Consider the following 20,864-nt stretch of genomic DNA (forward strand, 5'->3'; position numbering starts at 1 on the left):
CTATATTTTCTATTCAGCGTTATTTCTCTCTACATATGAATATAGTTGATAACCGTGATTGTATTGAGGTTAAATTGAAAAGATTTTGATCAATTGTGCTTAAAATATTCGCTTGATTTCGACTAAACTAGCTACTCACTCAACAAGTCGCTATAATCTGCCCTCGCATTTCTAGAGGTTAAAATATGCACAGCAAAATCACACCAATCTTTGAACATAAAAAATACTGGGCAGAGTGTTTTGGAACCGCTCCTTTTCTACCGACCAGTAGAAAAGAGATGGATGAACTTGGTTGGGATAGCTGTGACATCATCATCGTTACCGGAGATGCGTATGTCGACCACCCTAGCTTTGGTATGGCGATCATTGGCCGTTTACTTGAAGCTCAAGGTTTCCGCGTTGGCATCATTGCCCAGCCTGAATGGAACAACAAAAACGCCTTCATGGAACTAGGTAAGCCAAACTTATTTTTTGGCATTACCGCAGGTAACATGGATTCGATGATCAACCGCTACACATCTGATCGCAAACTCAGACACGATGACGCTTATACACCAAACAATGAAGGCGGAAAACGACCTGATCGCGCAACATTAGTTTATTCTCAACGTTGTCGCGAAGCCTACAAAGGCACCCCGATTGTTCTTGGTGGTATTGAAGCCAGCCTACGTCGCGTCGCACATTATGATTATTGGTCAGACAAAGTTCGTCGCTCTGTATTATTCGATGCAAAAGCAGACATACTATTATTTGGTAACGCAGAGCGTGCTCTAGTCGAAGTTGCACACCGCCTTGCCGATGGCGAAGAGATTTCCGATTTAACGAACGTTCGTGGAACAGCGGTTAGCTTGCCAGCCGCACCTGAGCATTTCAAAATCATCGACTCTTCGCGTATTGAAAAGCCGAACAAAGCTTATGTTCCGGTTAACCCGTACGCAATAGAAACGCAATGTGATACCAAGAAAGACGAAGAACCAAAAGCGCAACCAATAACCGTTCGCCCTTCGCGTCATGATTCTAAAACAACAGCGGTTCGCATTCCTGCTTTTGAAAAGCTAAATAACGATCGTATTTTGTACGCACATGCTAGCCGTATTCTTCATCTAGAAACAAACCCATACTCAGGCCGCGCATTAATTCAGCGCCATGGCGATCGTGAATTGTGGGTTAACCAAGCCCCTATTCCTCTTGCGACAGAAGAGATGGATTACGTATTTGGGCTTTCATACAAGCGTGTCCCTCACCCGATGTATGGAAAAGCAAAAATCCCTGCTTATGACATGATCAAAACTTCGGTGAATATCATGCGTGGCTGTTTTGGTGGTTGCTCTTTCTGTTCGATTACCGAGCACGAAGGAAGAATCATACAAAACCGTTCAAAAGAATCGATCATTGAAGAGATCGAAGACATCAAAGAAAAAGTACCAGGCTTTACTGGTACCATCTCAGATTTGGGTGGCCCTACAGCTAACATGTACCGCTTAGGTTGTTCAGACCCTAAAGCGGAAATTAACTGTCGTCGTCCTTCATGTGTTTTCCCAAAAATCTGTGAAAAGCTAAATACTGACCACCAGCACACCATCGATCTCTATCGCGAAGCGAGAAAGGTTCCGGGTGTGAAGAAGATCATGATCGCATCTGGTGTTCGTTACGACTTAGCCATTGAATCACCTGAGTATGTTCGTGAGCTTGTAACCCACCACGTAGGTGGATATCTAAAAATAGCTCCTGAGCATACTGAAAAAGGCCCTCTGGACCTTATGATGAAGCCGGGCATGGGTACTTACGATCGTTTTAAAGAGATGTTCGAGAAGTACAGCGCTGAAGCAGGTAAAAAACAATACTTGATCCCTTACTTTATCTCCGCTCACCCGGGCACAGAAGATGAAGACATGCTTAACCTAGCGATGTGGCTGAAAAAACACAATTACGAGTGTGACCAAGTTCAGAACTTCTACCCATCTCCGATGTGTAACGCAACATCTATGTACTATTCAGAGACGAACCCTCTGAAGCGCGTTAAATACAAAAAGCGTGAAGATGTCCCCGTTCCTAAGGGTGATCGCCAGCGTCGTCTGCACAAAGCACTACTTCGTTACCACGATCCAGACAACTGGAAGATCATTCGTGAAGCGCTAATCAATATGGGTAAAAAGCACCTTATTGGTGATAAACCTAACTGCTTAGTTCCGGAAGAAGATTTGGATGCACGTACCCCTGCCCAACGTCGAAAGTCAGGGCGTCATGGCGCGAATCGATTCGCGACTAAACATACCAAAAACCAACCTGGATTTGGCCCTAACCGCTCAACGCCGGATGAGGGTAATGGCAATAAAGGCCGTAATTCCAATAACCAAGGCGCAGGAAAAGCAGGCTCAGGTAAGCAAGGTTCTGGGCAGGGACAAAAGCCAAACCGCGGTGGAAAACCAAACGGAAGTGGGAAATCTGGTCAAGGTGATAACCGTAATAATGGTGGGAATAGACCGCCTAAAAGACGTTAAACTTAGTCGTATTTTAGACCCTAATAACAATGGCTAGCTAGTGCTGGCCATTGTTGTATTTGAAACAAGCGAATTGGACAGAAGAGACTAGGGTTATGTTCTCTTTTTATTGCTAGGTTTTTATTGCCTAACATTCTCAATCGCTACTTTTGTCCACAACGTAATCAATGAACGCCTTTCCTTCTAGAGGTTTACTAAAGTAGTAACCTTGAATAAATTGAATATTTTTCTCTTTGGCGTAAATTAACTGCTCCATTGTTTCTACCCCTTCAGCAACAACAGGTTTATCTAAGTTTGTAGCCAGTGACGCGATTGAATTAAACACTGTTTGTAATTTTGCATCATCAACCACATGAGTAACAAAGGCTCTATCAATTTTGATCTCGTCAAAGCTCAATCGACATAAGTAGCTCAGGCTCGAAAACCCTGTACCAAAGTCATCAATCGACACTTTAAATCCAAAGGTTTGAAGTTGCTCTAACACTTGATTTACATAATTAAAATTGTCGATTAACGCCGACTCGGTTAACTCCAATTTGATATTTTTAGGGGTAAGTTTAGCCTGCTCTATGGCGAACAATAATTTATCGACAAAATCCACATCCAATATCTCTACCACACTAATGTTAAGGGCAAACAGAAGTGTATCTGTATCAACACCTTTTGTTTCTAGCTTGGTAATGAGTTCTTGCAGCTTACGAATATTAAACTGAGTCAAAATTCCTATATCTCCAATTTTCTCAGCTATAGGAATAAACTCGACAGGTGATACCATTTTTCCATTTAACGTCCAGCGAATTAAACACTCAGCACCGGTTACTTTTTCACTGACAGCATCGTGAACTGGTTGAAACAAAACATAAAATGAATCTTCAAGGTTGTCTTGACTCACCGCTGCTCGAAACTCAGTTTCAAGATTATTTTGATGCTCTATCTGTTTGGCTAAATCTTCTTGAAACTCCGCTAAACGAACTCGCTCAGACAACACATCCAATATCGCCATTTCAGCCTTATTTAAACTTTGAGCATGGGAGTCTCCGTCTTTTTCAAGGTAGTAACCCAAAGCAACATTACTGAAGAAATGTCGGTTATTGAAATGGAAAGGTGCATTAAGCACGCTGTAAAAACTTTCCACATCAAACTGGACTTCCGGGGGGATAAATATATTAAAGCTGTCCGTTGAATGCTTACTGCATATTGCGCTTTCTACTTCAGTCGTGACTCGAGCTAATATTTCCATAAAAACGAGATTTGCAACCGCGGTTCCCCAGATCTCATTTATTCGTTGGTAATTACAAATACGGACACAGCACACTAAGCCATGATGGTACTCATTCGAAATCTTCGCTAAGAACGCTTCGCGATATAAAAGTCCGGTATGTGGGTCGAGCATCGAAAGTTGGCGATTCAGTCGACGCGTCGTGATGAGTTCCCCTTGTTCAACAGCGTGCAACATACATAAATTACCGTGATACATTATCGATAGTTTGATCCATTCAACATTTTTATCTGGGTAGCTAATGCCCACTTCAATGTCACTTGTCTTCTGTAGGGTAATCGTTTCACGAAGTAATTGAGGTAAATCGACACGTTGGTATTGATCGTCCACAAACCCAATATCAGCAGCAAACAAACTAGCGCTAATTTGTGTTCGAAATAGTAACTTAGCTTCTGCTGATAAGGACTGAACCATTAAGTCATTATCAATTTCTATGTAAGCTATTTTTAACGCTAACAACTGCTCACTCAACGAATTCATTTATCCACCAACGCCTTTTGAACTTGATAAGGTAACGCGTGAAGGGAAAATACGCCTTTTACGCCACCCTTTGCTATTGCCTCTTTTGGCATGCCAAACACTAAGCTACTTTCTTCATCTTGAGCCAAGGTCATTGCACCGGCTTGACGCAGTTCCATCATTCCTTGTGCTCCATCATTACCCATTCCGGTTAAAATCACGCCTATAGCATTTTCTCCGGCTACTTGAGCGGCAGAGCGGAATAAAACATCTACCGATGGCTTATGCCTTGAAACCAACGGCCCATCCTTTAATTCTAGGTAATAATGGCCAGAGTAACAGCCGATCATAAGATGTACCCCTCCTGGCGCTATATATACAAACCCTGATTGAAGGGCCATTTTATCCTCTGCTTCAATCACTTGATGAGCATTTTCGTGATTGAGTCGCTCTGAAAATGCTTTGGTAAATTTTGCAGGCATGTGCTGAACAATGACAATTGGCGGACTACCCATTGGAGTTTTAGCCAAAAACCGAGATACAGCGTCAGTTCCACCTGTGGAAGCCCCAAGAACAATAATACGGTCGACAGACGTCACTTTTTTATGGGTAACTTGCAGCACTACATCCGCAGTGTGCTTCTCTCTATACGCCTCTTCCCCTAGGTAGGTTAACGCTTTTACCTTTACCGTTGCAGCGTGTTTTAAAGCTTTTAAAATACAAGAAACCTCTTGCGAGTGAAGGTAATCAGAAAGGCAGCTCTGTGGCTTATTTATCACTTCAATGGCACCAGAAGAGAGAGCTTCAAGGCTTAAGTTAGGCTTTTCCTCTGTTTTAGAGGAACAAATAACAGTAGGCGTTGGATGTGTTGACATGATCTGCTTCAAAAATGTAATACCATCCATTTTAGGCATGGCTATGTCGAGTAGAATAACGTCTGGCCACTGCTTATCCATTTTTCTCATTGCCAACAAAGGATCAGGTGCAACACCAATCAGAGTGAGATCTTTGTCAGCATCAACAACCTCTCCAAGCACTTGCCTCATTACCGCCGAGTCATCAACGATAAAGACTTTGAATGGTTCTTTATTCATGGGCCACCTTTCGGTAGATACAATTGTCGATTAACTCTACGTTTGGGTTATCTCGTAAAACATTTTCACTATGTCCTAAAAATAGAAACCCACTAACCTTCAAGGCCGAAAGAATATTGTTCACTATCAGTAGTTGAGTTTCGGTCGGAAAGTAGATCAAAATATTTCTTAAGAAAATAATATCGTAAAGATTATGACCTTTTGATTGCAATAAATTGTGAGACTGAAAATGACAGAAATTTCGTAACGCTTTAATTAACGTGAAGTGGTCAGAAAACGAGCCTACGCCTTTTAAACAATAAGCCCGTCGGTAATGAGATGGTATCTTCTCTGCCAGCGATAAGTCATATTGACACCGCTTCGCTTGTTCAATGGCAAGCTCTGAAATATCAGTCCCTAATAGCGACCACCGACCTGAACCCACCACATTTTGCAATACCATAGCTAGCGTATACGCCTCTTCCCCCGTGGAACATGCCGCGCTCCAAACTTTAATTTGTCTGGTTTCACATAGACTAGGCAAAAGCCTACATAGCGCTTCAAACTGGTACTCTTCACGGAAAAATGAGGTCTCATGAGTGGTCATTTTGTCGATAAACTGCCAAAACTCCCCCTCTTCACTGTGATCAGCTAGAGACGACAAATATTGATTGAAGCTGTCACATTGATTAGTAGCAAGACGAGCCTGAAGACGGTTTTCGACCATGCTCCGTTTATGGCTAGCCAAGTGAATACCGGTATACGCCTCAACCAATTTTTGAATTTGAACAAACTGCTCGTCACTCATTACTTTTGCCATTCCGCTACTCTCTAAAGCGCAGGAGTGATTGCTGATGGCTTAACATCTCTTGATTGATGACTTGGCTATTAAGCAAAACCGGCATATCGAGAATCGGAAATACTTGCCCATGAACTCGAATCATCCGCATAACAAATTGCTCAGGAATATGAGAACCAAACGCCGGCTTATTTGTATTCATGCTGCTGTTAACCATCTCGATAGAACGTACTCGATTGACGATGAGCCCAATTACAACCAATTCTTGAGTTGTTTGATCTGTGTATTCATACAGCACTATACAGCTGAATTTATCGTATTTTTGACTTTGCTCCAGCTCTAATCGAATTGCAGCGTTAATAACTGGAACGACACTCCCTCGAACATTGATCACGCCATTAATCACATCAGAGCACATCGGAACGGTTGTTATTTTGCATAGCTCTATGACCTCTTTTACTGAGTGGATTGGAATAGCAAAGACCTCATATCCTATATCGACAAACAGAAGCCCCATACCACCTTGTTCGGTGATCTCGTAGTCGAGTAGTTCCGTCACAATTAATCTCCTGTGCCTAAAGTATCTGGCAATGATTGATCACTTGATTGCTGCGGCTCGATGTTTGGCTTTTCTTTCGGCCCGTTTTGGTGTTGTGACAACCAATCCCATTGAGCACTGCGTAACAACTGGTCAACATCGATGATAGTTAATAGCCGTGAATCAAGTTTCGCTAAACCTTTAAGCAGTGGGTTAGCTAAGTTACCTGCTAGATCTGGAACTGGCTCGAGTTGATCATCATTTATGTCAATAACTTGTGTAACCAAATCGACTTTATTTCCAATATAAAAACGTTCACCGTGATGCTCTAGCTCTGTCACTACGACACAGGTTTTTGGGCCAACTTGTAAGGTCTCTTTACCCAAGCACAAAGAGAGTTCAAAAATAGGTAGAAGTTCGCCACGTAAGTTCATCGCCCCTTTGATGTAGTTCGGCGCCCCCGTTATAGGCTCAACTTGTGGGTATTCCATGATCTCCTTAATTTTGGCGATCGGATAGGCAAATAAGCTCGAACCTACTTTAAATTCTAAGTACTTATCGTGACGATGTGTTTTGATTTCGCATTCACTCACGACGCTCTCCTAATCTTTAAAAGGAATATAACCAGATTCAGGTTTAGCTCTTTTTCCGTGCTTCTCTGATCTTACTGAACTTTGTCTCTCCCCTTGTCGGTAAGATCGATCCCCTTCAGAGGTGAGTTTGAAAAAGCTGACTGTTTTTCTAATTTCACTGGTTTGTTCCTGAACCATTACCGCTGTTGACGCGAGCTCTTCTGAAGCAGACGCATTTTGTTGTGCAATTTCATCAAGCTTAGAAACGGTTCGATTTATCTCTGCAACACTGGTGCTTTGTTCTGTAGAAGCCGCCGTAATTTCTTGTACCAAATCGGCTGTTTTTTGAATATTTGGCACCATTCGATTAAGCATGTCACCGGCATGCTGCGCCACTTTCACGCTGTTATCCGCCAATGTACTGATTTCTTGCGCGGCAATTTGGCTTCGTTCTGCCAGTTTTCGTACCTCATCAGCGACCACAGCAAAGCCTTTGCCATGCTCGCCAGCACGTGCGGCTTCTATTGCAGCGTTAAGTGCCAACAAATTCGTTTTATAGGCAATATCTTCAATAATGCCAATCTTCTCAGCGATAGCTGTCATTGCATCAACGGTATCATTTACCGCTTGCCCCCCTTCATTGGCTTCAGAGCTAGATTGCGTAGCAATACCATTTGTTACTTTAGAGTTATCGGTATTCATTGAGATGGAGGAACTCATTTGGTCAAGTGATGCACTGGTTTCTTCTACACTCGCGGCGAGCTGACTAGACGTGGTGCTGAGCATTTGAGAAGTATTAGTGACTTCATTGGTGCTATGAGCAATTGACTCTACCGAATTTTGGATATCAAGTAGAATATTCTGAAGCTTGTCGATAAACCCATTAAAACTTTGAGCTGTTTCGCCCACTTCATCTGAACCAAAGTCGGGGATCCTTCTCGTCAAATCCCCTTCACCTGAGCGTAAATCTTCCGCCGCTTCAGCAAGCGCTTTAATCGGTATGACGATACCTTTAATCAAAAACAGTGCAATGACAAATGCTAGGACTACCGCTAACCCTAGTAGGCTCCAGATTAGCGATATACTTTCTCTTGCCGCATCGATTAGGTGACTTAAAGACTCCGCACTTCGATCGTTTGCTGTTGAGCTAATTTGATCAAGAATCGTCTCTAGTTTTCGAAAGACTTCGTGCTCAAGTTTGTCGATTTGAGTGGCAGCTTCAAGCTTGTCTCTTGGTCGGTAAGTCGCAAAAATATCCTTACCACCATTGTAGATTTCCATATACATCCGTTCTACCTGGCTTAAGCTTTGTATTTCATTCGGTTTTCTCTCGAGAGGTTTGATTTGAGAAAGGAAACTGGCAAAAGTGCGAGCCTCTTTTTCAAATGCATCTACCGCACCGACTTCACCTCGCATATAGTCGTTGAGCGCCGACATCATATCGCCCTGCTCATCTATCAACTCGAGATAATATCGAACCCCAGGTAGGTCATCATTCAGTACCTCTTGGAAATCTCCCGTTCTCCCTGCATCAGCTACTTCTTCTTCCTTTAACGCATCTAGCAATCGCTCGAGTGGCTCTGAGGACTCTGTGATTAGTCGGTTATATTGTGCTACAGCATGAATTTCTAAACTCGGGTCAAACTGATGAAAGACTAACGTTTCCATGTCGCCATAATATCGTTTGGACAAATCGTCTAGCTGTCGCATTAATACCGGTTCAACCGAGTTGAGTTGCTTTAACTGCTCGAAGAAAGTCACAAATTCAGTGTAGTTGGCGACAAAATCTTCTTTCTCTTCCGCCTCTCCCGTAATGAATTCCAGTACATTTGAATTCATGTCACCAAGTTCATCAAGCATACTCAACGACAAAATCGCCGCAGGAATATCATCCTGACCAACACTCACCGCATAGGATTCAATGGTTCGGTTTTTTATCTGTACCGAGATGGCAATAATCAACAGCAACAGCCCCATGGTGCACATGGCGATAATGATTTTATTGCGTATCGACAGTTTTCCAATCATGTCTTTCTCCTCGGCTTTGTTTAGTAAACCTAAGTGTTAGTACAAGGGCACTAGTAAAAGGTGCTAAACAAAGCGCTCTGATATATCTGTTTCACTGCGACTCAAGATAATTTGAATCAATGCGAATATGTCTAAAATAATAGCGACTTCACCACTGCCTAATATGGTTGCACCGCTTACACCTCTTAGGCCTTCGAATATCGGTCCAAGAGGCTTAACCACTGTTTGATATTCACCGCTTAAAGCATCCACTATTAGGCCTGCCCTAAATGAACCGAACTGTACAACCACCAGTGCTTCCTGCTCGAACTTTGTTTCTGATTCAATGCCAAACCACTCACTTAAACGAATAAACGGCAAGGTTTCATCCCGTAAATTAACAAACTGCTTGTTGGTAATGGCTTCTATTGAAGTGATCTCTCGAAGCTCTAAACACTCCACGACATTGTCTAACGGGATCACATAATTACTTCCTGCAACTTGGAACATAAACCCATCAATAATAGATAGCGTTAAAGGCAGACGAATGATGAATCGGGAACCAATACCGACTTGGCTATCCATTTCGATAGTACCCCGCAACAGCTCGATATTTCGTTTGACGACATCCATGCCCACACCACGACCAGAAAGATCGCTGACTTTTTGTTTGGTTGAAAATCCCGGTTCAAAAATGAGTCTTTGCACATCTCGCGACGCAAGGTCACTAGAGGTGTTGATTAACCCTTTTTCTTTGGCCGTTGAGATGATGTGACTTTCATTAAGCCCACGACCATCATCTGATACTTCAATGACGATTGAACCAGAGTCATGGTAAGCATTAAGGCGGATCATTCCTTTGGGTGATTTGCCAGCTTGTATTCTCTCTTCTCTGCTTTCAATACCATGATCCATGGCGTTTCGCATAAGATGAGTTAACGGATCGCTCAGCTTCTCAACAAACGTTTTGTCTAACTCGGTTTCTGCTCCAGTGATGACAAGATCAACGTCTTTACCCAGTTCAGAGGCAATGTCTCGAACCACACGTTTGTACTTTTTAAAGGTATCGCCTATTTGAACCATTCTAAGTTGTAAGGAGCTATCTCTAATACTTTCAACCAGACGCTCTAATTGAGCCATCGCCTCAATGAGCATTTCATTACCGGTTTCATGAGCCAGTAAGTTTGTTCTCGCACCAGTAATGACCATTTCTCCAACCAGATCGATCAATAGATCAAGCTTTTCAGCCTCTACTCGTAGGGTTTTAGTGACTGCTGCACTTGGGTGTTGTTTGCTTACTGCCGCTTTAATTAGGTCTGATGGTATTTGCTGGCTATCGGTCAGAACACTACCAAGCAAGGGAGCTGGAGGGTGTGAACTACCCAGTAGCTCTTGCATGCTAAGACCCTGATTTAATTCATCCCGACTTAAAGCACCGACCTGTACTAATATCTCGCCTAATTTTTGTTTTGACTCTGGAAGGTGATGGATGAGTTCTATGTAGGCACTGATTTGACTATCTGGTGGAATGATAATTAAGGTCGCGTCATTAAGAATAAACTCAAAAACGTCGAGAATGTCTTGTCGGTTCACCGCCGCCAATAAACGGATTTCAAAGCCTAGATAGCATTTTTCAGGCTCAAAAGTTTCCATTTGGCTTAATCGTTCATCAATAACATGAACTGTTTCTAATTCACCGAGTTTTGATAAATAGCGAATAAAGGAAATAGGGTCCAAACCATCTTGGAGTACATTGACATTAGGACGAAATGATATATGCCATGTGCCACTTGAGTAGGACTTGGTATTAGACTCATTCTCAACGGTATTTTCTGTGGGGTTATTTTCATGTTTTAAGTCAGGAAGGTAATTAAGTATTTGCTCTGAAAGCGCACTCGTTTTGGATTCTAAAAGGTCTGAATATTCTGAACCAATACCTGAAATATGCAGCTTTAATAAATCGGTAGACTCAATCATCAATGACATGATCTGCATATCAATGTTGAGTTCTTTCCCTCGAAGCCGTTCAAGCAACGATTCCAATATATGGCTAAAGCTAACCAGTTCTTCTAATCCAAAAAGCCCGGCACTACCCTTTATCGTATGTATCGCTCGAAATACCTCATGCAGCCAACCCATACGCTCTTGGCTACTGTTATCCTCATTGTCCAACAGCAGTTGCTCTGTTTCATTAAGAAGCTCCTCCGCCTCTAAAATGAAAGTAGTGAGCGCCTCATTAATATCAGCACTCATGCTCATCACTTAGTTTGTGTGGATCATCGACTTTCTGCGAGCAACACAGTAAATGCTCTTCTAAATTGAGTAATTTAATATAATTTGATACCACGCTGCTTAGCGCACTCAGTGGTGGAGTAACATGATAGTGATTAGAAAGCTTAGCAAACCACACTAGAAGCTGAAAACCCGCTGTATCGAGTTCTTCAACTTCAGAGGCATCGAGTTGAACGGGCTGCTCTGATTCAAATAGTTCAAGCAGCTCTCTATGAATGTCACTGACTTCATATATCGTTAACTCTTGTGGCAATACGTACACTTTTGGCCCCATAAAATCCCCTACGATGAAAGTAACTTCGATACCGCTTGCAGCATTTGGTCTGGTTTAAACGGCTTAATCATCCAAGCCTTTGCCCCTGCTTTTCTGCTCTCTTCTTTCAAATATTCTTGGTTTTCGGTGGTGAGCATAATGATGGGAGTAAACTTATATTTATCTAATTTTTTGACCTCTTTGACGAAATCTATGCCATTCATGTTAGGCATATTGACGTCGCTAATAATAAGGTGAACACGAGACCCATCTAATTTACTTAATCCATCCACTCCATCTTTAGCTTCCAATACATCAAAACCTCCTCCACTTAAGGCAATATTCACGACCTGACGTAGTGACTCGGAATCATCAACAATTAGTATTGTTTTCTTCATCGCTTAATTTCTCCCACTAGAAATAGGTTATGCCTTCATTAGATGGATTTTGGGTGCTCTTTTCTGCTACAGCCAACTCTGTTCGACTGGTAATTCGGCTAAGTTCACTCACAAGCCAACTCTCATCCCAACTCTTTTCCTCTTGCTCTAATAAGCGTAGCTGTTCAATGATCAATTCAAGCCCTTCCTTTACCCCAGCCTGCCTCTGCAAGTTTCTATCACCATGCTGAAGTACCTCGATCAGTTCGTTGTAAGCTTGGTTCATCTGTTTTTCTAATCGCTGTTTCTCTTCACTTTGATTTTCGGACGTCATCGCATCTCTCTGTTTGACAAGGTGACTTAACTGAGCAAACAGTGTGGTGATTTGAGTAATGGATTGATTTGAATCTTGATAAGAAATTTCGAGCTGTTTATTTAACTTAGGAAGAAATACACGCTGAATGGATCGCAATGCCATTTGATGAGAACGGCTGGCATTCTCTATAGAGTAGCGTTGATGAAACCAGATCATCAGAGCAACGATCATCAGAGTGGCAAACAAGGTATTCCAGGCAAAACCAAACAGCACTAATAATATAATTAGTACGCTAGCACTCATTTGAATTGTTCGACAAATGCTGCCCACTCGCATTTTCCCTTTATTTACAATCTAGTAAATAGCCTAGTTCATATTTGGCAAGATGCGGTGAATTTGAGGGAACAGAGACGAAAAAGCCTCAATCACGAATTGTGATTGAGGCTTGGATTTTACATTCGATTTGCGCCTAGCTTGGCCACAATAGTGATTAATCACTGACTTGATACACGCCGTTTAGCTATATTGCTCTTCGAACTCTTTCATGAGTTGAACCAGTGCTTTGACACCTTCAATTGGCATTGCATTATAAATAGATGCTCTCATTCCACCAACAGCCCGGTGTCCTTTCAAAGCGGCCAAACCACGAGCCTCAGCTTGCTTTAGAAATTCACCATCTAATTCAGGCTTACTCAATTGAAAGGGAACATTCATCAACGAACGATTGTTTGGATGAACGTTATTGTTATAGAAACTAGATTGATCGATGGCATCATAAAGTAGCGCTGCTTTTTCTTTATTTACTTGCTCAATCGCTTTGACACCACCTTGTGCTTTTAACCATTTAAACACCAAGCCAGATAGGTACCATGCAAATGTCGGAGGTGTATTGAACATCGATTCTTTTTCAGCTAACACTTTGTAATTCAATATGCTTGGCAGTACATCGGTCGCTAACTCCAACAAATCATTCCGAACGATAGCAATACAGATACCTGCAGGACCAATGTTTTTCTGAGCACCCGCATAGATAACGCCATATTTGGAAACATCAATCTCACGTGAAAGAATGGTTGATGACATATCAGCGACTATAGGCAGATCCGTATCTGGAAGATCGTTTATCTCAACACCATCGATTGTCTCATTTGGACAAAAGTGCACATAGGCAGACGCTTCATCGATCGCCCACTCTTTTGCCGCAATGACAGCAGCTTTATTATCAAGTGTCGTTTTAGCGTTAAAGACGTCGGTCTCACAATAGCGACCCGCTTCAACAATCGCGCTTTCAGCCCAGTAACCTGCATCGATATAGGTTGCCTTGGTTTTTGAGCCTAATAAATTCATTGGAACAGCTGCAAATTGTGCTCGAGCACCACCCTGGCAAAACAGAACTTTATAGTTCGAAGGAATGTTCAGTAGGTCTCTAAGATCCTGTTCAGCGTCTTCTGCGACTTTAATAAAAGATTTACTGCGATGGCTAATCTCCATCACTGACGTACCTAGATTATTCCAATTGATAAATTCGGCTTGAGCCTGTTCCATCACGGCTTTAGGTAGGCCAGCTGGGCCAGCACTAAAATTAAATACATTATCCGTCGTGGGCTGCATGCGTTTCCTTGCTCCTAATAAAATAATTTCATCTTCTGACTGTGATTAATAGCACGTTTTTTTGAGGATAAAAAGCAACAAAAGAGCCCCTAGGAGCTCTTTTGTTTTTGAAATGCTATTTTTGGCTAGTTTAATACCGATTTAATTCTTTATTGCATGAGCATCGGTAACAGCAAGGCCATGAGCGGAATTTCTTGCCCACTTGAAAAGATAATATTCGCATTTTTTAACTCGGCTTTAATTTCATAGCCTTGTTCTGTTTGCTCAATAATCTCCATCACGATTGCTTCATCGATTCCCTGCTTAATAAACGGAAAATCAGTGACCAATTGGTTAGAGAAGTAAGTATTCAGCTCACCGGTTAACGCAGGCAATATTTTGGTCGGATCTTGCGAAACATCATCAGTACCTTCTGGAACACTTAGCTTCCATTTCGACTCAAATTCACCTTGACCGACTTTAAGCGACATCTTATTCATCGCCAAGTAAAAACCTTTCGAGAATAGCGACTCTACATAAGGAATCGCTTGTGCTATTTCCGCCTCTGTCATGATTGGGTTATTTTGATACATCGACATTAAACTTTCAAAGGCCATGCTATCAATGTCACCCATCGAAAAGTCCATACTGAACTCTTCTATAGAGCCGTCTGGGGTAAACATAGAACCCATGCTCACTTTATGGTTACTGTTTAATCGGCTTTGCTCGGTATTAATCCCAGAGCTAAACAGATATTGGCCTTTCTCGATTTCAAAGGCAGTTTGAGATGCTTGTAGGTCTGAAATGGTAAAACGCTCAATTGACACCGACTGCTCACCTAGCCAAAAGCCATTTTCTTGCTTACCTTCACCTTCGCCTTCGATACCCGAAAATACGATCTTTTCTCCAGTAGAGAAATCTAACTCTATCGATGGCATATCCAATTGGTAAGTCAGTTGACCAAGAACTGAAATATCTCCTTTGATGCTGGAAGGAGAAATAGAGATAGCGAGTTCTTCACCCGTTTGAGTTTGGTAATACCAACTCGCTAAGTTAACAGAGTAATCCGTATTGCCATTAAGTTGCGTGATTGTGTCAATGGTCAGTGGAAATTCACTATTATCTAAAGAAGAGTGTGCACTCAAGCTAAACAAGCCATGAGTAACGGCACTAGAAATGACAAACTCTGTCGGCAAATCATCCGCTTGAAATTGAGCAATCAGATCAGGATCCTGTAAAACGTATCGCGTTTTTATGCTTGAGCTAAAATAACCACGATCATATTCAACAATTTCTGCGCTAACTAAATCACTGCCTAAATGAGTAACCCCGTCAGTAATGACATTTTGTCCTATCTGACCAACCGCTAAAGGCCAGCACAATGTAAGTAATACAGCACCGCCAATAGCGCCTATCTTTTTCAGTTGCATCATAATGTTTGATATTCCACTATTATTTTGACCAATTCCATACAGAAAAAAGTTTGAGTTAAATCAGAGTATTGCTTTTATTTTTAATAAGAGCAAATTTCTAAAACCTAGCTCCCATTACGCTTTATTGATAATTGATACAGTTTTCTCAGATCCGTTTGTCCGAGAGAAATTAGTGAACACATTTGCTCTACTGTACCTTGATAACAATCCAATAAGCGTAGAGCAGTTACGAACTGAGCTAAGCCACTTTTCTACACGCTTTGATATCCATACTGCTGAAAGCATAGAAGAAGCACATTGCACTTTAGATTTTTGTAAACAACAAGGACAAACCGTCGCCCTTGTTATTGCCAGTCATCATTCGCACTTTAACGGAGCAGAATTTTTAATTCAATTAGATAAATCTGCACATACAAAAACAGCTAGGAAAATATTACTTAGTTGCGGACAAGATATTCAGGCCATCTTATCCGCGGTAAATGAAGGACGCCTCGATCACTGCTTAACAAAACCTGTGCAAGATAACCTTGTCTATAAAACTGTAAAAAAAGAACTGACTACGTTTGTAATAGAACAAGATAGAGATAACTTACTTTCATACAGCCTCATCTTGGATCAGCAACATCTGCTTAGAGCACACATTGATGCCAAGATGAAAAGCTATCAGGAAGGCTTTATTTCCGAGCACCATAGTCTTTCTGATTCTGAGCTCGCAGAACAAGTGATCTCGGCTTTAAACCAGTTCTTTGCCCAAGAAGACGAGACCCTAGCTTGCCGAACTTACTCGGCCGATCACCTATTAACCAAAGAAGGTGAGGAAAACCGCTTTCTATGGTTTATTACCGAGGGAAAGGTAGCGCTGTATAAAAAGGATGAGCTTGGGCAACAGCGTGAAGTGGTTCGTCATGAAAAAGGGAATATCATTGGTGGTATGTCATTTGTTACTGGTGAGCTTTCATTTTCTACCGCTCTCACGTTAACTCAAACAAAGGTGATTAAGCTCGACAGGGATATCTTTACCAAAGTCATGCACTCCAATACTCAATTACTACCGCTCTTTACTAATCTATTGCTTCGCCATTTCAATCGCCGATTACAGCGCAGTATCAATACCAAACTTAAGCTACAAAAGACGTTAGAGTCGCTCGAGTCTGCCCATCAACAACTGATTGAAAAAGAGAAAATGGCAATGTTAGGTCAGCTCGTTGCGGGGGTTGCTCACGAGTTAAATAATCCAGTAGCTGCAATACTCCGAGGTACTGAAACCCTCACTGATAAGTTAAAAACACTGATTGAACTAGAAGCAACAAACCAAAGTAATACGACTGGTCAAGCCATTCTAGAACATGCCCTTCTCTCTTCTCCTGCTTCTACCTCAGAGGAAAGAGCAAAGTCTAAGTTGGTAGAAGCGGAAATAAAGCACCGATTGCTGGCTAAAAAACTGGTCAAGCTTCGTTTAGAAAGTGATGAACAACTCAAACAAATTGCCAAGCAAGATCCTGAAAAAGCACTTCAACTGGTTAATGAATACGATGTCTATCATTCAACAGGCAGTACCCTACGATCTATTAATGTTTGCGCCCAACGAATCGCAGATATGGTCAAGAGTTTAAAGGGATATGCACGCCCTGATGACGAAGTTTTCCATCAAGCTAATGTCTATGAAGGTATAGAAGATACCTTAGTCATATTTGAAAATAGGCTAAAGCACCACACTGTCATTAAAGAGTATTGTGAGTTACCAAAGATTAGATGCCAACCTATTGCGCTACAACAAGTTTGGACAAACCTAATATCCAATGCAATTGATGCTCTCCCCACTCACGGGCAACTAAAAATTCAAACGACATTAAAGACGATGGGTAACAAACCCGGCGTATTACTCTGTTTTGAAGACAACGGCAGTGGCATATCTCCCGCGCTAAAAGAGCAAATCTTCACCCTTAATTTTACGACCAAGAAAGAAGGCAATTTTGGTCTCGGTATTGGTCTGTCTGTCTGCCAACAGATCATCCACCAGCATAGCGGAAAGATCGAAGTCGAATCAGCCACTAACGAATTCACAAGAATGAATATCTGGCTGCCTATTTAATCATCTAAATTTAACGGCAAGGAGTAATTATGAACAAATATCTTATCTTATGTGTTGATGATGAGCGTGACGTTCTCGATGGTGTTATTCAAGATCTAGACTGCTTTGAAGAGCATTTCATTGTGGAAGCGGCTGAATCGGTTGCTGAAGCTAAAGGTATTATCTCAGACAGTGCCAATGATCATATTAAGCTGGCTCTCATCTTATGTGACCATATTATGCCCGAACAAACGGGTATCAGCTTCCTTATCGAGTTAAGCCAAGATAAAGAGACTAGTACAAGTAAAAAGTTACTACTGACCGGACAAGCAGGTCTCAATGACACCGTTGAAGCGGTAAATCATGCAAGTCTTGACTATTTTATTGCGAAACCTTGGAAAGGTGATGAACTAAGAGCCGCAATAGTCGAACAATTAACACAATTCATGATCGAGAATGAAAAAGATCTTATGCCCTGGGCAACAGTGTTAGACACAGAAAAAATCTTCAACGCGATCGCAAAAAACAGAATCAACTTTGGAGACTAATGCTGTTTTATCTTACCCTAGACATATTTAGGCACTAAAATTGCGTATTTTTTGCAAATACGACAAAAGAATGACATTTTTATTGGTGCCAACGAGCACGGATGCATTATCATGTCGTGATAAATCAGAGTCATAGCGGTTCCACTGCTTAGGACAACGGAAATAACTAGGAATAGGTTCATCGTTATTATGCGTAAAACAATCATTGCTACAGCTTTATTGCTCGCGTCGGGTCAGGCATTTGCAGAGACTGATCCAAATAGCCCATCAGTTATGAGTAACTTCAGTTACGACTACTTTGAGGCCCGTATTGGTGCAAGCCCAGTGACATTTGGTGGTGCTATCAGCAAGACTATCCACCCTAACGCACACTTTATCGGACGCATCGATTCAGAGTTTGAAGGTGACTACGACGCTGCAACTGGTTTTGGCTTTCACGCACCAGTTAATAATTGGGCTGATTTCACTGGTGAAATGCTTTTTCGTATTCAAGATCTAGGAAGCACTGAAACCGGCATCGAAGTTAATCTAGGTATTCGTCAATGGCTTGGTCCACAGTTGGAAGTCGGCGCTAAAGGTGGTTACGTTTCAATTGATAAAAAAGAAGATTGGATCGGCTCTGCGCACATTCGTTTCCACTCTACAGAACTATTCTCTGTTGGTGCAGAACTACGTATCAATGATACGTACGGTGAACAAGCGATGATGACAGCAAGATTTAAGTTCTAATCAAAGCTTTGTCTACCGCCCCCCTAGATGTTAATTAAACATTCTGAAGGGGCACAGTACATACAAGAAAGCCGCTCACATATTGAGCGGCTTTTCTTTGAGTCTGATGCGAATTAACTAGTGACAACTAGCCAATAACTGGCGTTTACGTGGTTCTTGTATCAGTTTCCAGTGAATGCCTTCGACTGCACCTGCAAACTTCCATAATAATTTAACGTCCACATCCGTTCCGTAAGCATTGCGAACCTTTGAGTAAACGGCTGGTGCGCCCAACTGCATAAAAGTATCGACATCGTCTATGCCCGCTTTTTTGACCATACGCTCAAGAGTTAACTGCATATTGGGTAGGTCGCGCAAGCGTTTACTCGCGGAAGACTTTTGAAATTGGCGCTGATCCACAGATAGCTTAATAGAGTCTCTTACGATCTCGTATAGAGCGGTATCTTGCTGCCTAAATATATGAGTTATATCGTAATAATTAACTGTTGCTGTGGTTTGTTTTTTCACGTGACGATATTTTTCACAACCCAATTCATTTAATCTTGAATCCAATTGTTCTCCACCGCGGATAAAGATCTTCTCACCGCTGAGTAGAGCAAACATTGCCTCTTTTTTAAATAAGCCTATACCACCAAACATTGAACGCTTCTGAAAAGTTCCAAAGGCACCCACATAGTCCATAAATAGTTGTTCTGTCATATCCATTGATCCTTCTAATCATGTTACCCCGATTATTTGTGATCACCAGATAGCAGCTGTTTTAGCGAAAAATATAAAACTCCGAGACGTGTATTATAGTTGATATTGAGTTCGTCTCAGTTAGTAAACAAATGATAGTTAACGACGAAAAATAAGTCTGTTCAAACTTCACATCAATTAATCAAGAAAACAATATTTATGAGACCAGAATCACAAATAGACTTTGTTATTGCTACGGAAAACTATAACAATTATATCAATACTGATATACGGACACTCTAAGTATGTAAGTTGTTGCTAATCTACAGAGCTATTAGTTACACTGTAAGCAGTATTCCTTTGGTGACCGGCTATGAATCATTTATCTTTCTATTGGCTCCCTGACAATAAGGAGGCGCTCCTTCAAAGTATTGAGAGCGAATTTTCCGAACTTATTGCTCATTCGGTGAGTACCGGCAAAATAACCTTGCCACCTATTTCAGAAGTCGTTTTACGCATTCAATCTCTTTGCACGAAAGAAACGACAGAAATTATCGACATTGCTGACTGCCTTCTTGAAGACCCTGGACTTGCTGCTATTGTTATCCGAGTAGCAAACTCTGTTATTTTTAACAGACGCAATATTACATGCACTGATCTTTTCACTGCAGTCTCCCGTTTAGGTATCCTGCGCGTGCGTGATATTGTGACTGCACAAGCTATTGAACAGTTGAAACATACTGTAAGTCTGAGCAAAGAGTGCAATCGCGTTCTTATAAAAAGCGCAGCAACCTCTAGAGAGCTTGCCGCTACTATGGTAATGGTGGCTAAAGCCTTTAAAGAGGAACAACCGAAAACGTATAAGTATCTGGAAATCGAAAAAGCGCTTTTATCGGGATTGATTGCCGATATCGGCCTATTTTGCATGGTCAACGAATACCATCAGTATTTAGAAAATGGGAACTACCTTGACCTTCAGATTGCGCTGCAGATTTTTGACTCACAGTGCTCCGCGTCTAGTCGACTGGTGCTAACTAGTTGGGGGTTTGACCTTGATTTTATCAGCGTTGCAACTAACGAAAAGCATACCCAAGACGTTGAGATACCTTTGAGTTATCTAGATATTGCTAGAATCGCTAATCATATCCTATTGTTTAGACGCCAAGATGAAGCTATTGAAGACCATTTCGTTGAATTCGACACCACTGGTGCAGATGTTTTGTATAAATTAACGAATTTGAGTGAATTCGACTTTAATATACAAATAAGTGAAGTAATCAATGCAAGTGGCTTATAACATCCAACTATTTATGAACTAATACCATTTTCATGTAACACAATTTCTGCGT

Annotated in this window: 18 protein-coding genes; 5 read left to right on the forward strand and 13 right to left on the reverse strand. The window is 41.6% G+C overall.

Annotated features, from left to right (window positions below):
• Nucleotides 1-185: 185 nt before the first annotated feature.
• Complete coding sequence (locus L4C54_RS02925) at nucleotides 186-2,501, forward strand: YgiQ family radical SAM protein (protein WP_428807025.1); 2,316 nt, start codon at nucleotides 186-188, stop codon at nucleotides 2,499-2,501.
• A gap of 136 nt (nucleotides 2,502-2,637) precedes the next feature.
• Here L4C54_RS02925 and L4C54_RS02930 read toward each other — a convergent pair whose 3' ends face one another.
• From L4C54_RS02930 to L4C54_RS02985, 12 genes are all read right to left on the reverse strand, one after another.
• Nucleotides 2,638-4,260, reverse strand: a complete 1,623-nt coding sequence (locus tag L4C54_RS02930; protein WP_428807026.1) for an EAL domain-containing protein — start codon at nucleotides 4,258-4,260, stop codon at nucleotides 2,638-2,640.
• The gene (locus tag L4C54_RS02935) at nucleotides 4,257-5,333 is read right to left on the reverse strand and encodes a protein-glutamate methylesterase/protein-glutamine glutaminase (RefSeq protein WP_428807027.1); all 1,077 of its coding nucleotides are present in this window, start codon (nucleotides 5,331-5,333) and stop codon (nucleotides 4,257-4,259) included. Before L4C54_RS02935 ends, L4C54_RS02930 begins: the two co-directional genes overlap by 4 nt.
• Complete coding sequence (locus L4C54_RS02940; protein ID WP_428801591.1) at nucleotides 5,326-6,132, reverse strand: CheR family methyltransferase; 807 nt, start codon at nucleotides 6,130-6,132, stop codon at nucleotides 5,326-5,328. The genes L4C54_RS02935 and L4C54_RS02940 overlap by 8 nt, the downstream gene beginning before the upstream one ends.
• 4 nt (nucleotides 6,133-6,136) lie before the next feature.
• On the reverse strand, nucleotides 6,137-6,670 hold the full coding sequence (locus L4C54_RS02945) for a chemotaxis protein CheW (protein ID WP_428807028.1): 534 nt from the start codon (nucleotides 6,668-6,670) through the stop codon (nucleotides 6,137-6,139).
• Nucleotides 6,671-6,672: 2 nt separating this feature from the next.
• Nucleotides 6,673-7,242, reverse strand: coding sequence for a chemotaxis protein CheW (locus L4C54_RS02950; RefSeq protein WP_428807029.1), 570 nt, complete (start codon nucleotides 7,240-7,242; stop codon nucleotides 6,673-6,675).
• Between the two features lie 9 nt (nucleotides 7,243-7,251).
• Nucleotides 7,252-9,249 carry a methyl-accepting chemotaxis protein gene (locus L4C54_RS02955; RefSeq protein WP_428807030.1) on the reverse strand — a complete coding sequence of 666 codons (1,998 nt, stop codon included), beginning with the start codon at nucleotides 9,247-9,249 and terminating at the stop codon, nucleotides 7,252-7,254.
• A 63-nt stretch (nucleotides 9,250-9,312) separates the two neighbouring features.
• The gene (locus tag L4C54_RS02960) at nucleotides 9,313-11,481 is read right to left on the reverse strand and encodes a chemotaxis protein CheA (RefSeq protein WP_428807031.1); all 2,169 of its coding nucleotides are present in this window, start codon (nucleotides 11,479-11,481) and stop codon (nucleotides 9,313-9,315) included.
• Nucleotides 11,471-11,794 (reverse strand): STAS domain-containing protein, encoded by a 324-nt coding sequence (locus L4C54_RS02965; RefSeq protein WP_428807032.1) that lies wholly within the window; start codon nucleotides 11,792-11,794, stop codon nucleotides 11,471-11,473. The genes L4C54_RS02960 and L4C54_RS02965 overlap by 11 nt, the downstream gene beginning before the upstream one ends.
• An 8-nt stretch (nucleotides 11,795-11,802) precedes the next feature.
• Entirely contained in the window at nucleotides 11,803-12,171 is a 369-nt protein-coding gene (locus L4C54_RS02970) for a response regulator (RefSeq protein WP_428801585.1), read from the reverse strand.
• A gap of 16 nt (nucleotides 12,172-12,187) precedes the next feature.
• Entirely contained in the window at nucleotides 12,188-12,769 is a 582-nt protein-coding gene (locus tag L4C54_RS02975; protein ID WP_428807033.1) for a hypothetical protein, read from the reverse strand.
• A gap of 213 nt (nucleotides 12,770-12,982) precedes the next feature.
• Nucleotides 12,983-14,077 carry a 3-phosphoserine/phosphohydroxythreonine transaminase gene (gene serC, locus L4C54_RS02980; protein WP_428807034.1) on the reverse strand — a complete coding sequence of 365 codons (1,095 nt, stop codon included), beginning with the start codon at nucleotides 14,075-14,077 and terminating at the stop codon, nucleotides 12,983-12,985.
• Between the two features lie 149 nt (nucleotides 14,078-14,226).
• Nucleotides 14,227-15,489, reverse strand: a complete 1,263-nt coding sequence (locus tag L4C54_RS02985) for a DUF945 family protein (protein ID WP_428807035.1) — start codon at nucleotides 15,487-15,489, stop codon at nucleotides 14,227-14,229.
• Nucleotides 15,490-15,661: 172 nt separating this feature from the next.
• Here L4C54_RS02985 and L4C54_RS02990 point away from each other — a divergent pair, with 172 nt between their 5' ends.
• The 3 genes from L4C54_RS02990 (at nucleotide 15,662) to L4C54_RS03000 (ending at nucleotide 18,837) form a co-directional block, all read left to right on the forward strand.
• On the forward strand, nucleotides 15,662-17,581 hold the full coding sequence (locus L4C54_RS02990) for an ATP-binding protein (RefSeq protein WP_428807036.1): 1,920 nt from the start codon (nucleotides 15,662-15,664) through the stop codon (nucleotides 17,579-17,581).
• 29 nt (nucleotides 17,582-17,610) lie between these two features.
• Nucleotides 17,611-18,108 carry a response regulator gene (locus L4C54_RS02995; RefSeq protein ID WP_428807037.1) on the forward strand — a complete coding sequence of 166 codons (498 nt, stop codon included), beginning with the start codon at nucleotides 17,611-17,613 and terminating at the stop codon, nucleotides 18,106-18,108.
• Between the two features lie 189 nt (nucleotides 18,109-18,297).
• Complete coding sequence (locus L4C54_RS03000; RefSeq protein ID WP_428801579.1) at nucleotides 18,298-18,837, forward strand: hypothetical protein; 540 nt, start codon at nucleotides 18,298-18,300, stop codon at nucleotides 18,835-18,837.
• Nucleotides 18,838-18,954: 117 nt separating this feature from the next.
• Here the strand turns inward: L4C54_RS03000 and L4C54_RS03005 are convergent, their stop codons facing one another.
• A complete protein-coding gene (locus L4C54_RS03005) occupies nucleotides 18,955-19,542 on the reverse strand; it encodes a TfoX/Sxy family DNA transformation protein (protein ID WP_428801578.1) in 588 nt (195 codons plus the stop codon).
• 346 nt (nucleotides 19,543-19,888) lie between these two features.
• On the opposite strand from L4C54_RS03005, the gene L4C54_RS03010 reads away from it, so the two are divergent.
• On the forward strand, nucleotides 19,889-20,812 hold the full coding sequence (locus L4C54_RS03010; RefSeq protein WP_428801577.1) for an HDOD domain-containing protein: 924 nt from the start codon (nucleotides 19,889-19,891) through the stop codon (nucleotides 20,810-20,812).
• The last annotated feature ends 52 nt before the right edge of the window (nucleotides 20,813-20,864 follow it).

The organism is Vibrio lamellibrachiae (assembly GCF_050337265.1).
GTDB classification, from domain to species: Bacteria; Pseudomonadota; Gammaproteobacteria; order Enterobacterales; family Vibrionaceae; genus Vibrio; species Vibrio kyushuensis.